Source organism: Clostridioides sp. LIBA-6622, assembly GCF_056716095.1.
Map to the genome: position 1 here is coordinate 2,994,121 of NZ_CP196998.1, position 13,946 is coordinate 3,008,066.

The window sequence follows — 13,946 nt, forward strand, 5'->3', positions numbered from 1 at the left end:
AAAAATAAAACTCTTTAAACTATTTTATCTACTTTTTATATTTTATAAATTTATTTATATATTTTATGATACCAGGATTTGCTACTACTATTGAAAAAGACATAACTGAGGCTATAATTCCTACCCAAATAATAGCTCTCTTTTGGAACTTCTGAGTTTTACTATATGAATTAGAAGTAGAGTTTGAGCTATTATTAGATTTATCTACATTAAAAATCTCTTTTTCATTTGATATCTTTTTATCATCAGTTGTGTTTTTGCCTTCCTGATTTTCTTTAAAATCTCTTTTTAATATTTGAATTAAACTATTCTCAGACTTATTTATAATAGTTAACTCATCATTCTTAATATCATTATCTATATCATTAATGTTAGTCTTATTAGTTTCTTTATCCTTCTCTGTAGTATCTTCGTTAGACTTATCATTTTTTTCATCTTCTTGATGAATATTATCTTTTTCTTCATTATTGGAATCTGTTATATTATTAGAATCTTCTGGAATTTCTTCAGTAGTATTATCATTGTCATTATTACTATCTAAATCAAGTCCATCATTTTCTCTATCTGGGTCATCTCTACCTCCACCGCCACGGTCACCATCAATATCATCATTTCCCTGTTCACCATCTGGTGTCTCTTGATTGTCGCCACCCCCCATTATAAATCCTGGTTTAAAAACCATATTTGAATAACCTTCTTTTAATCCGCCTTCCACTCTTACTCTAAAACAACGTAGCTTAAAATCTTCAAAAAAAAGTATAGCTTGGTCTCTAATATCTTCCTGTTCCTCAGATATCCAATTGATTCCATCTGCTGAATATTCAACAAAAACTTTATTTGCATTGTATGGCATATCAAAATACAAAACAGCTACATATCCATCTCTTGTGTTTTGATAATCTAATTCCAAATTATCTATTGGTTTTTTCTCTGCAACAGATATGTCCAAAATAGGAACAACATCATCATTTATTACAATTTTTTCTCTATTTAATGTTTCTATTTTAAACTTTCCTGTTATACTAAAAGTTTCTTCTTTTTTTAACTCTTCATAATAATCAGTAAAATCCCATTCTACATCTATATCAAGTTGATTACCACTAGATGTTTCTAATACCATATCTTTTGGAAATTTTATATCTTCTATTTTATCATCTTTACTTACTTTTATTTCTTCACTAAATACATCAATTCCCCTCTGGAAACAGGTTATAATATTATAGCCAGAATCTTCAGATATAGCTGGTATAAGCTCATTAGAGTTATCAATCATATAAACTTTCTTGCTTTCTGATACAATTGATTGTACAGCCTTATTATTAGCTCTTAATAATCCATTTTCTTTGTTATTACTATAAACTTTTATTGAAGATTCTTCTATCTCAACATCACCTTTAGAATAAACACCTATAGCACTCTCTCCATTCACTTCAATATCTTTATTTAATATTCTAATATCATTTTCAGTATAAATTCCTATTGCATCTTTTCCATTTGCCTTTATTTTTTCAACAGATTCATAGGATGATTTAATATATAAGTCTCCTCCTTCTTCAACGTATAAGGCTGTCCCATCAGTAGCAATTATGTTATTTATACCAATACTTATACTTCCACCAGTTTCTACATGTATTACTCCTTCTTTTCCTCCTTCACCTATTATATTTAGTTCATTATCATCAATAATAAATCTCCCATGATTTTTTATCAGTATTTTATATTTGTTGGTATCTATTGTAAAATTACTGTTATAAGGAATATAAAATCTAAACTCTTCGTCTATTACCATATCACAAGGAAGAGTATAAACTATTTCTTCTTTATTGTTTTTATTTTCTTGAACCCATCTTTCAAAATCTTCAAAACAATTATCCTCTTGTCCAAACACCTTGTTTGGATAAGTTATAAAACAGAGTATTATTATACTTACAAAAATAAATATTTCAGACTTCTTCATCTTTTTCTCCTAATATTTTTAATATAATAATGTTAAAAAATATATCTTATATATATAATTTTTCCATAATTAGAACTTGTTGTCAATTTTTATAAATAAAAAGCTACTTAATAAAGTAAACAATCGTTTAACTTTAATAAGTAGCTTATACTCTTATAATAAAATAGTTATAATGTTAGAACTTCCTTCATTTACAATTTTTTGTAAAGTCTTTTGCATCTTAACTCTTATCTCTTCTGGCATAGTATATAATTTACTCTGTAATTGTTCTTTTACTAAATCATGAAGTGACTTACCAAACATATTTGATTCCCATAAATCAGCTGGTTGCTCTTCAAATACCTCCATAAGGTATTTTATCATTTCTTCGCCTTGATTCTGATTACCGACTATTGGAGAAACCTCTGTAGATATATCTGCTTTTATAATATGAAGTGATGGTGCATTAGCTCTTAGCTTGATACCATATTGTTTTCCTTGTTTCATTATTTCTGGCTCTTCTAAGCTAAGTTCTTCTAGTGAAGGTGCTACTACTCCATATCCTTTTACCTTAGCATCTACTAAAGCACTTTCTATTTTATCATACTCATTTTTAACTTTAGATAATCTAGTTATTAGACTAAGCAATTGATAATCTCCCTCAATTTTAAATCCACTCTTTTCTTCAAGGACATTATAGAATAAATCTTGCTTTGTCTGTAAATCAATGTTTATAACACCTTCTCCTAATTCTACATTATCAACACCTGTATCTTCTAAAAATTCTAATTCAGAAAATCCTTGCATAATTCCTTCTATATCTCTTATTTTACCTATATCTATAATACTTTGTTTTAATGTTGTTATTATACTACTTTTTATCCAATGATTTCTCTCTAGCCCTTCAACCCATTTAGGTAAATTGATTCTTATTTCTGTAAGTGGAAAATCATACAATACAGCTTCCATAACTTCCTCTATGTCATCTTCCTCCATTTCAACTACATTCATTGGGAGAACTGGGACTTCATACTTTTCTTCCAATTCATTTCTAAGCATACTTGTTTCCTCACTTTTTGGACTTAGTGTATTTAAAACAACAGCAAATGGTTTTTTAAGACTTTTTAATTCCTGTATAACTCTTTCTTCTGGTTCTACATAACTTTTTCTGTCAATACCAGTAACTGAACCATCTGTCAATACAACTATTCCTATTGTAGAATGGTCTTTTATAACTTTTTTAGTTCCTATTTCTGCTGCCTTTTCAAATGTCATAGCTTCTTGTGACCAAGGAGTTGATACCAATCTTTGTTTTCCTCCTTCCTCATGCCCTAAAGCTCCTTCAACTATGTATCCAACACAATCTACCATTCTTACTTTCAAAGATACTGTGTCTTTTATTTTAATTTCTACTCCATCTGCTGGTACAAATTTTGGTTCTACTGTCATTATAGTTTTACCTGAGCCACTTTGAGGTATCTCATCTCTTGTTCTATCCTTCTTAAACTCATTGTCTATATTTGGTATAACCAACTTTTCCATAAATTTTCTTATAAAAGTTGATTTTCCTGTTCTTACAGGACCCACTACTCCAATATATATATCCCCCTGAGTCCTTTTGGATATATCTTCGTATATGTTATTATTCATATTATTCCTCCTATACATCTAATCTTATTAAATTATATTTAGAGTTAGGGGTTAATATTCTTAAAATAGAAAAATAAAGACTAGCAATATTAATTTCCCCTACATACAGAAACTAGTAAACTTCAAGGTGAATTAAATTTATTAAAATTCATTATATTAAAAAGATATAATGACAATCATGATAACTATAAATTGCATATAAAATAATTTATTATATCGTATATACATAGACTATGCTAGATGAAATTAAAATAGCCCTCTTTATATTAAAGAGGGCTAAAATAAATCTACTATATTTTTATTTTATATTACAATAGTTTATATATCATCACCTAAAACTACTTCTTCCATTTCATGCTTTTTACTTCTCATCATTAGTTCTATTCCAACTTCCTTAGGATTTGAACCTTTATTTATTACAGAATATATGGCATTAGTTATTGGCATGTCTATATTCAATTTTTCAGCGACATCATGTGCTACTTCAGTAGCAGTTATACCTTCTACAACCATCTTTACTTCTTTTAAAGTATCTTCTAAGCTCATACCTTGACCTATAAGTATACCTGCTCTTCTATTTCTACTATGCATACTTGTGCAGGTAACAATTAAATCTCCTATGCCTGAAAGTCCTGCAAATGTAGGCATATTAGCTCCCATAGCAATTCCAAGTCTACTCATTTCACTAATACCTCTTGTCATGAGAGCAGCTTTTGCATTATCACCATATCCTAACCCATCACAGATTCCAGCTCCAAAGGCTATAATATTTTTTAATGCTCCTCCAAGTTCTACTCCAACTATATCTGGATTCGTATAAACTCTAAGCTTGGGACTCATAAATAAATCTTGTATCATCTGTGCTATTTTTAAATCTTTAGAAGCTACTACTACTGTGGTAGGAATATCTCTTGCCACTTCTTCAGCATGAGATGGCCCAGATAGTATTACATATGGATTTTGTGGTAATTCTTCTTCACAGACTTGAGATAGTCTAAGTCCAGTACCTTTTTCAAGACCTTTTGCTACATTAACAATAACTTGTCCCTCTTTTATAAATGGTTTTATCTTTTGGCAAGTACTCCTTACGGCCTGTGATGGAACTGCTAAAACTATCACCTTACAATCTTTTATAGTTTTTTCTATATCAGTACTTATAGTTATATTATTTGGAAATAATACTCCTGGTAAATAGTCTGTATTTTCTTTAGTTCTATTTATTTTTTTAGCTTGTTCCTCTTTTCGAGTCCACATACTTACATCGTTACCTTTTTTTGCAAGACCTAAAGCTAATGCACTTCCCCAACTTCCAGTACCTAATACACATACTTTCTCCATTTTTAACACCACCTGAGTATAATATATTTACTATTCTTTCTTTTGACCAATTTTTCTCTCTGTCCCATTTAATAATCGCTTTATATTTGCTCTGTGATTATATATTACTGATGCAGTTAAAAACAAAGCTACTATTAATCCAGCTTTATTTTTTACTATAATCATAAATATTGGTGAACATCCTATTCCTACAACAGAACCTAATGAAACATACTTTGTTATAACTACCACCAATATAAATACTGCTAGACACATTAGTGTTATTACTGGATTTACAGCGAGCATCGCTCCTAACGAAGTTGCAACACCTTTACCCCCTCTAAATCCTAAAACTGCTGGCCAATTATGACCTGCTACAACACATATAACTGCCAGATATCCAGCTAAAAGAGTATCTATACCAACTAATCTTGCTGCAAGCTCTGATATTAAAACAGCCATTACACCTTTAAGAACATCTCCTAAAAATGTCATTGCTCCTGCTCTTTTTCCAAGTGTCCTAAGTACATTTGTTGAACCTGCATTACCTGAACCTTGAGTCCTTATATCAACTCCAGCAATTCGCTTTGCAACTATGTACGAAGTAGATATATTGCCTAAAAGATACGCAACAACAGCGATAATTATATAACTAAATATCTCCACTGAATTTCCCCCTTTTAGTTATATTTTAAATATTTATTTCTTATTTTTTTGTCTATACTCAAATTTTATGGAAGTTCCTTCAAATCCAAAGTTTTCTCTTATCTTATTCTCAATATATCTTTGATATGAGAAGTGAGTCAAGTTCTTATCATTTATAAACAGTGTAATTTTAGGAGGTCTAATATCTGTTTGAGTTCCATAGTAAATTTTTAATCTTCTACCTTTATCAGATGGTGGTTGATTTAACATTACTGCTTCTCCAATTACTTCATTTAATGCTGAAGTCGATATTCTCTTAGAATGTTCATTTGATACATACTCAACTGTATCCAATATCTTATTCATTCTCTGATTAGTCTTTGCAGAAACAAACACTATTGGAGCATACATCATAAATGGGAATTTTTCTTTTATGTCTTTTGTATAGTTACTCATAGTTTTATTATCTTTCTCTATTAAGTCCCATTTATTGACTACAAATATACATCCTTTACCTTCGTCATGTGCTATACCTGCAACTTTTGTATCTTGTTCTGTTACACCTTCTAGGGCATCTATTACTATCAATACTACATCTGCTCTATCTACAGCACTCATGGCTCTTATTACACTATATTTTTCTATTGTCTCATATATTTTACTTTTTCTTCTAAGTCCTGCTGTATCTATTAGAAGGAATTTCTGTCCATTCTTTTCAAAGTAAGTATCTATTGCATCTCTAGTAGTCCCTGCAATTGGACTTACAATTACTCTTTCTTCTCCAAGTATTTTGTTAAGTATAGAACTTTTTCCTGCATTTGGTTTACCTGTTATAGCTACTCTTATTATATCTTCTTCATACTCTGTATCTAATCCTGCTGGAAAATTTTCAACTATCTCATCTAATAAATCTCCAAATCCCATACTATTAGCTCCTGAAACTGCAAAAGGAGTTCCAAACCCTAACTCATAAAAATCATATATATTATCAAATTGACTTTGACTATCAATCTTATTAACTACCAAAATTACTGGTTTTTTTGTCTTTCTAAGCAACTGCGCAATTTCTTTATCTGCAGCTGTTATCCCAGCCTTACCATCAACTATAAAAAGTATTACATGCGACATATCCATTGCAAGCATGGCTTGATTTCTCATTTGAGATAATATTATGTCTTCACTGTCAGGTTCAATTCCTCCTGTATCAACCAATGTAAAATACTTATCTAGCCACTCTACTTCAGCAAATATTCTATCCCTTGTAACTCCAGGCGTATCCTCAACTATTGATATCCTTTTTCCTGCAAATTTATTAAATATTGTAGACTTACCAACGTTTGGTCTCCCAACTACAGCTACAACTGGCCTACTTATACTCATGTTGTTTCTCCTTCCATCTTTTGTTTTCTATTTTAAAATTTTATCCACAAAGTCTTTTCCTTCATTCAAACATGGGATAATTTTTATTTTCATAAGTTCTTCTAATTGATTTAATTCAATATTATCTAAGAAAATTTCTTCATCTGCTTTTAGCATACTCCTTGTTATAAAAAGAGCTTCTCCTAATTCTTTATTTTCAAGTTGCTCTCTTAAATCTTTAGCTGTTAAAAGACCTGATACAGTTATTGTCTCTCCAAAAAATTTATTTTTTATTTCATACACATCCACTTGAAGATTTTTAAACTTGTCCATCATAGCATCTGCCATACTTTTTATGAACTCATATGCAGAATGACCAGTAGCTATTGATACCTTTTTCTCTCTTTTAAGAATCTTTTCTGGTAATGTATTTAAATATTCTTCAATTTCTGATTTTAGCCTACGTATCATTCCGACACCATCTTCAAATTGTAAAAAACCTTCATATTCTTCATATGTAGGCAACTCCCTACTAGATAATATATAAAATTCATCTGATAAAAAAGCAAATCGAGTCCCTATTTCATTAAAATGTTTTTTTTGCATCTTGTGTATCTGTTCTATAGTTCTACTTGCACTTTCACTATCGAAAATATCTAGGTTTGCTAAATTTTCTCTGTGTTTTGTAATTCCAACTGGCACTATAGCAACACTATTTACATATGGATAAAGTTGAGCTAATTCTTTTATCGTTCTCTCTAATTCTTTTCCATCATTTATACCTGGACATAAAACAATTTGACAGTTCATTTCTATATGAGCATCTGCCAATCTCTTCATTATACCATATAATTTTCCTGCAAATTTATTACTTATCATTTTTTGTCTTAATTCTGGGTTAGTCGTATGCACAGATATATTTATAGGACTTATTCTATATTTAATGATATTATTTATATCTTCTTCACTCATATTTGTAAGTGTGACAAAATTTCCTTGCAAAAAAGATAGTCTTGAATCATCATCTTTAAAATAAAGAGTTTCTCTCATTCCTTCTGGCAGCTGGTCTACAAAGCAAAACATACACTTATTTCTACAACTTTTAGCTTGGTCTATTATCGGATTTGTAAATTCAACACCCAAATCTTCGTCATAGTCTTTTTCTATCTCGTATATGTAAACCTCGCCATCTTTTTTTTGTACCTCTACCTCTAGATATTCATCACTTAGTAAGAATCTATACTCTATTATATCATGTATTGGTTGTTCATTCACAGATATAAGTAAATCTCCTACTTCTATGCCTATTTCTTCTGCAATACTATCTTTGTAAACCTTACTTATAATATTATTTATTTTTTTTACATTTACTTCCAACTTTTTCACCACTCTTTTGTATTCATCAAAGCTTATTATAATATGTTTTCATATACAGTTTGTAAGTTTATTATATTTTATAATAGCATTTTTAAGCATTTCATGTCATAATAACACATTTTAATTCTAATAGTCAATATAAGTAACTAGCTATAAAAGAGATTAAAACAAATAATATTCAAATTTAAGTATTTTAAAAATTTGAATACTATTTGTTCTTAGAAATATTTTATAACTTTAATGTTTTACTATGATTAATGTCCCATTTGTCATATCATGAACCATTCCACCTACACACTTTGACATTAACATTGCCTTATTTTGTAAGTCTTTCTCATCGTTTGCATAAAATATTGGACAACCTCCACCATTTTTCATATTCTTATCTAATGTAACTATAGCTAGGGTATATTCGTTTAAACCTATATCCATTCCCATCTTATGCACTTCCTTTCTTTCCTATTTTATAATTTTTTAGGGATAAGTTTTTACCTTTAGAACTTGAAAGTATTGGACATGACTTTACAGCTTCCATTACTTTTTCTACATTCTTATCTATTGGTAAATAAGCAATCATTATACTCTCATCATCCTTATTTCTTCTAGGCAATGGTACAAATGAAGGTTCTCCATAATCTCCATATAGACCTAACCTTGAATATATATTGTATACTATTGCTTGTCTTTGACCTGAATCAAATAATATTCCTGCATTAGCATAATCTTTATTTTTAGGAATTATTTGTATTCCTACACCTCTATTAATATATACTTCTCTATCACTTTTTAGACCTATATTTGTTATACCTTTTAAATCTCCTACCTTCAATATAGATTCGTCTACAAAACTAATCTCAGCAGGCATTACATCAGCTATATCTCCAATACTTTTTCTAGTAAGGAGTTTTTTTAGTATAAAAGCTAATAATAATCCACAAATTGAACTTATTATTAAACTCATACCTTCACTTATATTTGTTTCTGCAAGTATTACATAATACAATCCTATTGTTAAAAAAGATGTAACTATACACATATAATTTCTCACTTCGTAAGTTCTAGCTATCTCTTCTATAAATGCAGCTCCTCTCTTTACAAGCTGAACTTCCTCTAAGTTTTGCAATGTATTCCTTCTATTTGCTCTTACTTGTCTAAATTGTTCTGCTGCTAGAGATAAAAATGTTATAGATGTATAAGAACGATTTATAAGAGCTGGAACTAATAACGCTCCTAATGAAGAAGCAACGAATGCTAATATAAGCTGAGATAGCAAAACATTTGGTTGTGTTGGGTACTGTTTTTGGTCTAAATTTAGCATTATAATTCTAGATGTCATACCAATAATAACAGCAACAAAAAATACTCTATCCATTAAATCACTCCTAAAATATTTAGTCTAAAATTTTACATGTAAATCTACAAAGTTTTCCTAGAAAAATCACTCTGTTTCCCTTTTGATGTCTCTATGATAGGTGTACTCTTTACTACATTTATCATGACATCTATATCTTTGAGTATTGGCATATATGGTATAACTATGGTACTTTTTTCTAAATTAGTCTTAGAAATAGCTACAATATCAACCTCATCTACATCTTTATCTATACCCATATGAATAAATAGATTATGTATTATAGCTTGCCTTTGCCCTACATCATTTACTATTCCAAATGCACCTAAGTCTCTTGGTATAACTTCTACAGCTAGGCATTCATTTTTATATTTTTCTCTTGTACTTTCTAGACCTATATTAGTTATTATTACATCATTTACCATTAAGATAGGTCCTTCAAAACTTATTTTAGCAGGAACTATATCTGCTATATCTGCTATGCTATTTCTTCTTAAAAACCTTCTAAAAATTACACCAACAATAGCTCCTGCCACAACAGCTAATACTGTACAATAAAAAAAGCCAAGGTCATACTTTCTTGCAAAAACAATATAAACTATAGAAGATACTAATGCAGAAAAGAGACTTATATAACTTCTAGATTCATAGGTAGATGCTATTTCTTCGACATAAGCATCTCCTTTTGGCACTAATTCTTCATTATCTATATTCTTTAATGTTATTCTTTCTTGCTCTGCAAGACCTTGAAATTGTTGTATTGCTACTGCAAAAAATGTCAATGCCGAAAACTCTTTATCTATAAGTGCAGGCAATGCTATCGCACCTAATGAAGCTGAAAGCCCTGATATTATTATCTGTTCTAAATAATCTTGTGGTCTTGATGGGTACTGTTTGTCTGTAACTCTTAAAACTAATCCTCTACATAATATTCCTACAACTAATGCAACTATAAAAGAGTGTCTAAATAAATTTGCATTCAATAAACTTTCTTCCATTTTCTCAGCTCCTTCTCTTATATAGTTTGTGCAAAAAACAAAAAAAATTTCCTTCTATTTAAGGAAATTTTTTTGTAGTATTGTAACAATAAATTCACTACCAATACCAAGCTCACTTTTTACTTTTATACATCCATTTAGCGATTTAACTATATGCTTAGTTATAGCCAACCCTAAACCCGTTCCTCCTACATCCCTACTTCTTGCTTTATCTACCCTATAGAATCGTTCAAAGATGCGTTCTACATCTTCTTTTGGTATACCTACACCATTATCTATAACCTTGATTACTATTTTTTCTTCATCTTTTAAAACTACAACTTGTACAATCCCATTATCCTGAGTGTATTTTATAGCATTATCTACTAAGTTTAAAAATACTTGTTTTATATAATCTTTATTAGATAATATACTTATTGATTTATCATCACATTTATATAGAACTTCTATATTTTTTTCTCTAGCTGAATGTTGTGTTATTTCATATACTTCTTTAAACACATCATATACCACAACATTTTCCATAAGAAGGGTATCTTTATTTTCTACGAATGATAATAATAATATATCATCAATCAATCTCTTTAATCTATCTGATTCACTTTCTATTATTTCTAAGAATCTATTTCTAGTATTTACATCTATATTTTCATTCGATTTTAGCGTTTCAACAAACCCACTTATAGAAGTGAGAGGTGTTTTAAGTTCATGACTTACATTTGCAACAAAATCACTTCTCATATTTTCAAGCTTAACTTTTTTAGTAATATCTTCTATGTTTACTATAGAACCTATTATTACATTATTGGTATTTTGAAGATACACTGGGTCCACTTTTATTTTATACACTATATCATCTTTAGTCGTAATATTTGCAGTTTCATTATCTTTAGAGCCAATAAACCTAAGTATTTGTTTTAATATTTCTTCTTCTTTTATTACAACATTAATATTATGTCCTTCTACCAATTGATTTGGGGCACTTTTTATCATTTCTTTTGCTTCATCATTTATAAGAAGTATACTTCCATTTACATCTATAGCTAGGATTCCATGTGATATACTCTTTAATATAGACCTTAACTGTAAATGTTTATACTGCACTTCTTCTAATGTCTTATCCATATTTTTAATCATATGATTAAAATTTCTAGCTAATTCTCCAAGCTCTCCTTTAGCTGATATATTGAGTCTAGCGTGGTATTCATTATTACTTACTTTTTTTGAGACATATATAAATTCTTTTAAATATTTTCTTAAAGTTATTGTATACCTTACAGATAATATCACAATAGCTATTGACAACATAACAATAAAAAAATATATGCTATTTAATTCTTCCACAAGATAACACTCCTAAAATATAACCTTTTTAATCTATTTTATATCCTACACCTCTTATAGTCTCTATATATTTTTCTGACTTATCTTCATCTTCTATTTTTTTTCTTAAATACCTTATATGAACATCTACTGTTCTAGTTTCTCCATAGTATTCATACCCCCATATTTTATCCAAAAGATAATTTCTTGAAAGTACTTTACCTTTATTTTGAATTAATAATTTTAACAGTTCAAATTCTTTAAGTGTTAACTCTATCTTTTCAGAACCTTTAGTGACCTCATGCTTTGATAAATCTAATTTTAAATTACCTGTAGTAAGTATATTATTTTCTTCACCTAAGCTAGTCAGGTTATATCTTCTTAAAACAGAACTAATTCTAGCTAACAACTCCTTTATACTAAATGGCTTAGTTATATAATCATCAGCACCTATTTCAAGCCCTTCGACCTTGTCATTTTCCATATTTTTAGCAGTAAGCATTATAACAGGAATATTTTTTAAATCTTTATCACTTCTTATTTTTCTCAAAACTTCTATTCCACTTATATTTGGTAGCATCCAATCCAAAAGTATTAAATCTGGCTTAATTTCCTTAGCTTTTATAAATCCATCAAACCCATCATATGAGTAACTAACTTCGTAATTTGACACCTCCAAATTGAATTTTAATAGCTCAACTATATGCATTTCATCGTCTATAACAAGCACTTTAGTATTCATTAAAAAGCTCCTCTCTATTTTATCTGTAGTACCGTTCCTATTCGTTCTGATGCCTTATTATGTTTTCTATAAGAGTGGAATTCATCTGCTCTACAACTAGTGCATAAATTTAAATTTATTATATTCTCCTTTTTAACTCCACTACATCTCAGCATATACTCATTAATTTTCCATAAATCTAAATAGTAACTTCCCTCTTTTATTATATAGAACTTTTCATCATTATTTGTAAGAATTGTGTTAAATTTTTCTACTAAATCCTCAGACACTTCATAACAACAAGGTCCAATTGATGGTCCAATTATACAAACTAAATCTTCAGGAACTGTTTTATAACATTCAGACATTAATTTAATTGTTTTATGACCTATATTACTAAAAGTACCTCTCCAACCTGCATGAGCCAGTCCTATGGCTTTATTTTTAGCATCTATAATTGATATAGGTACACAATCTGCTGTAAATAATAAAAGTGGCACTCTCTCTAAATTCGTTATAAGTGCATCTCCATCTATTCTTCTTCCTATAGTGTCTTTATTTACTATATTAACTATATCTGAATGTATTTGAGAATTACTAGTCAAGTTCTCAAATGTCAAATCACTTTCTTTACATACTTTTAACATATCTTCTTTACTTTTTGCATCTATATTCTTACATGTTATAACTAGGTTTATAGAATTTAATTTTTCATCAAGTTCTTTACAATTACCATTTAAATTAACATACTCTTTAATATCTTGTACATTTTTTATATTTATATAATCTTTCATCATTTGTCTCCTTTTTCTATCAATATACTCTTAAGCTCATTTACAAAAGTGTTTATGTCTTTAAATTGTCTATAAACAGAAGCAAATCTTACATAAGCTACTTCATCTAAATCTTTCAATTTATCCATCACCATCTCACCAATTCTTTTGGTTTCGATTTCTTCTATAAAGCATTTATTTATTTCATTTTCAATATGTACAACGATACTTTCAATTTCTTCTATAGATACAGGTCTTTTTTCACATGCTTTTAATAACCCGTACTTTATCTTTTCTCTATCAAAATACTCTCTACTGTTATCCTTTTTGATAACCATTAAAGGAGTTGTTTCTATTTTTTCATAAGTAGTGAATCTCTTTTTACACGATTCACATTCACGTCTTCTTCTGATAGATTTTAAATCCGTATGTCTAGAATCTATTACTTTTGATTCTTTATAATTACAATAAGGACATTGCATATATATTCCTCCTT

Annotated in this window: 13 protein-coding genes; all 13 read right to left on the bottom strand. The window is 29.1% G+C overall.

The genetic code is table 11. The annotated features are described in order from the left end of the window. Positions 1-28 precede the first annotated feature (28 nt). The 13 genes from ACTG47_RS14255 to nrdR all read right to left on the bottom strand — a co-directional run bounded on the left by ACTG47_RS14255 (position 29) and on the right by nrdR (position 13,932). The gene (locus ACTG47_RS14255) at positions 29-1,957 is read right to left on the bottom strand and encodes a hypothetical protein (protein ID WP_479925043.1); all 1,929 of its coding nucleotides are present in this window, start codon (positions 1,955-1,957) and stop codon (positions 29-31) included. Positions 1,958-2,110: 153 nt separating this feature from the next. Beyond that, a complete protein-coding gene (gene spoIVA / locus ACTG47_RS14260; protein WP_169468409.1) occupies positions 2,111-3,586 on the bottom strand; it encodes a stage IV sporulation protein A in 1,476 nt (491 codons plus the stop codon). Positions 3,587-3,904: 318 nt separating this feature from the next. Continuing rightward, positions 3,905-4,924 (bottom strand): NAD(P)H-dependent glycerol-3-phosphate dehydrogenase, encoded by a 1,020-nt coding sequence (locus ACTG47_RS14265; protein WP_169468411.1) that lies wholly within the window; start codon positions 4,922-4,924, stop codon positions 3,905-3,907. Between the two features lie 30 nt (positions 4,925-4,954). Further along, positions 4,955-5,569, bottom strand: coding sequence for a glycerol-3-phosphate 1-O-acyltransferase PlsY (gene plsY, locus ACTG47_RS14270; RefSeq protein WP_021385546.1), 615 nt, complete (start codon positions 5,567-5,569; stop codon positions 4,955-4,957). 33 nt (positions 5,570-5,602) lie between these two features. Then, positions 5,603-6,928 (bottom strand): ribosome biogenesis GTPase Der, encoded by a 1,326-nt coding sequence (gene der / locus ACTG47_RS14275; protein WP_479925044.1) that lies wholly within the window; start codon positions 6,926-6,928, stop codon positions 5,603-5,605. Positions 6,929-6,955: 27 nt separating this feature from the next. Then, positions 6,956-8,284 (bottom strand): DUF512 domain-containing protein, encoded by a 1,329-nt coding sequence (locus ACTG47_RS14280; protein WP_479925045.1) that lies wholly within the window; start codon positions 8,282-8,284, stop codon positions 6,956-6,958. 237 nt (positions 8,285-8,521) lie between these two features. Then, the gene (locus tag ACTG47_RS14285; RefSeq protein ID WP_021385530.1) at positions 8,522-8,722 is read right to left on the bottom strand and encodes a capping complex subunit for YIEGIA; all 201 of its coding nucleotides are present in this window, start codon (positions 8,720-8,722) and stop codon (positions 8,522-8,524) included. A gap of 1 nt (position 8,723) precedes the next feature. After that, positions 8,724-9,656, bottom strand: coding sequence for a YIEGIA family protein (locus tag ACTG47_RS14290; protein WP_479925046.1), 933 nt, complete (start codon positions 9,654-9,656; stop codon positions 8,724-8,726). Positions 9,657-9,700: 44 nt separating this feature from the next. Beyond that, positions 9,701-10,633 carry a YIEGIA family protein gene (locus tag ACTG47_RS14295; protein WP_479925047.1) on the bottom strand — a complete coding sequence of 311 codons (933 nt, stop codon included), beginning with the start codon at positions 10,631-10,633 and terminating at the stop codon, positions 9,701-9,703. 54 nt (positions 10,634-10,687) lie between these two features. Next, entirely contained in the window at positions 10,688-11,977 is a 1,290-nt protein-coding gene (locus ACTG47_RS14300; RefSeq protein WP_479925048.1) for a HAMP domain-containing sensor histidine kinase, read from the bottom strand. A 28-nt stretch (positions 11,978-12,005) separates the two neighbouring features. Beyond that, positions 12,006-12,698, bottom strand: a complete 693-nt coding sequence (locus ACTG47_RS14305; protein WP_003416112.1) for a winged helix-turn-helix domain-containing protein — start codon at positions 12,696-12,698, stop codon at positions 12,006-12,008. Between the two features lie 14 nt (positions 12,699-12,712). Continuing rightward, entirely contained in the window at positions 12,713-13,474 is a 762-nt protein-coding gene (pgeF, locus tag ACTG47_RS14310) for a peptidoglycan editing factor PgeF (protein WP_479925049.1), read from the bottom strand. Beyond that, positions 13,471-13,932 (bottom strand): transcriptional regulator NrdR, encoded by a 462-nt coding sequence (gene nrdR / locus ACTG47_RS14315; protein ID WP_021385527.1) that lies wholly within the window; start codon positions 13,930-13,932, stop codon positions 13,471-13,473. The genes pgeF and nrdR overlap by 4 nt, the downstream gene beginning before the upstream one ends. Positions 13,933-13,946: the final 14 nt, after the last annotated feature.

Coding starts and splice junctions, on each gene's coding strand:
- ACTG47_RS14255 (WP_479925043.1), bottom strand. CDS start 1,957: ATGAAGAAGTCTGAAATATTTATTTTTGTAAGTATAATAATACTCTGT.
- spoIVA (WP_169468409.1), bottom strand. CDS start 3,586: ATGAATAATAACATATACGAAGATATATCCAAAAGGACTCAGGGGGAT.
- ACTG47_RS14265 (WP_169468411.1), bottom strand. CDS start 4,924: ATGGAGAAAGTATGTGTATTAGGTACTGGAAGTTGGGGAAGTGCATTA.
- der (WP_479925044.1), bottom strand. CDS start 6,928: ATGAGTATAAGTAGGCCAGTTGTAGCTGTAGTTGGGAGACCAAACGTT.
- ACTG47_RS14285 (WP_021385530.1), bottom strand. CDS start 8,722: ATGGGAATGGATATAGGTTTAAACGAATATACCCTAGCTATAGTTACA.
- ACTG47_RS14290 (WP_479925046.1), bottom strand. CDS start 9,656: ATGGATAGAGTATTTTTTGTTGCTGTTATTATTGGTATGACATCTAGA.
- ACTG47_RS14295 (WP_479925047.1), bottom strand. CDS start 10,633: ATGGAAGAAAGTTTATTGAATGCAAATTTATTTAGACACTCTTTTATA.
- ACTG47_RS14305 (WP_003416112.1), bottom strand. CDS start 12,698: ATGAATACTAAAGTGCTTGTTATAGACGATGAAATGCATATAGTTGAG.
- pgeF (WP_479925049.1), bottom strand. CDS start 13,474: ATGATGAAAGATTATATAAATATAAAAAATGTACAAGATATTAAAGAG.
- nrdR (WP_021385527.1), bottom strand. CDS start 13,932: ATGCAATGTCCTTATTGTAATTATAAAGAATCAAAAGTAATAGATTCT.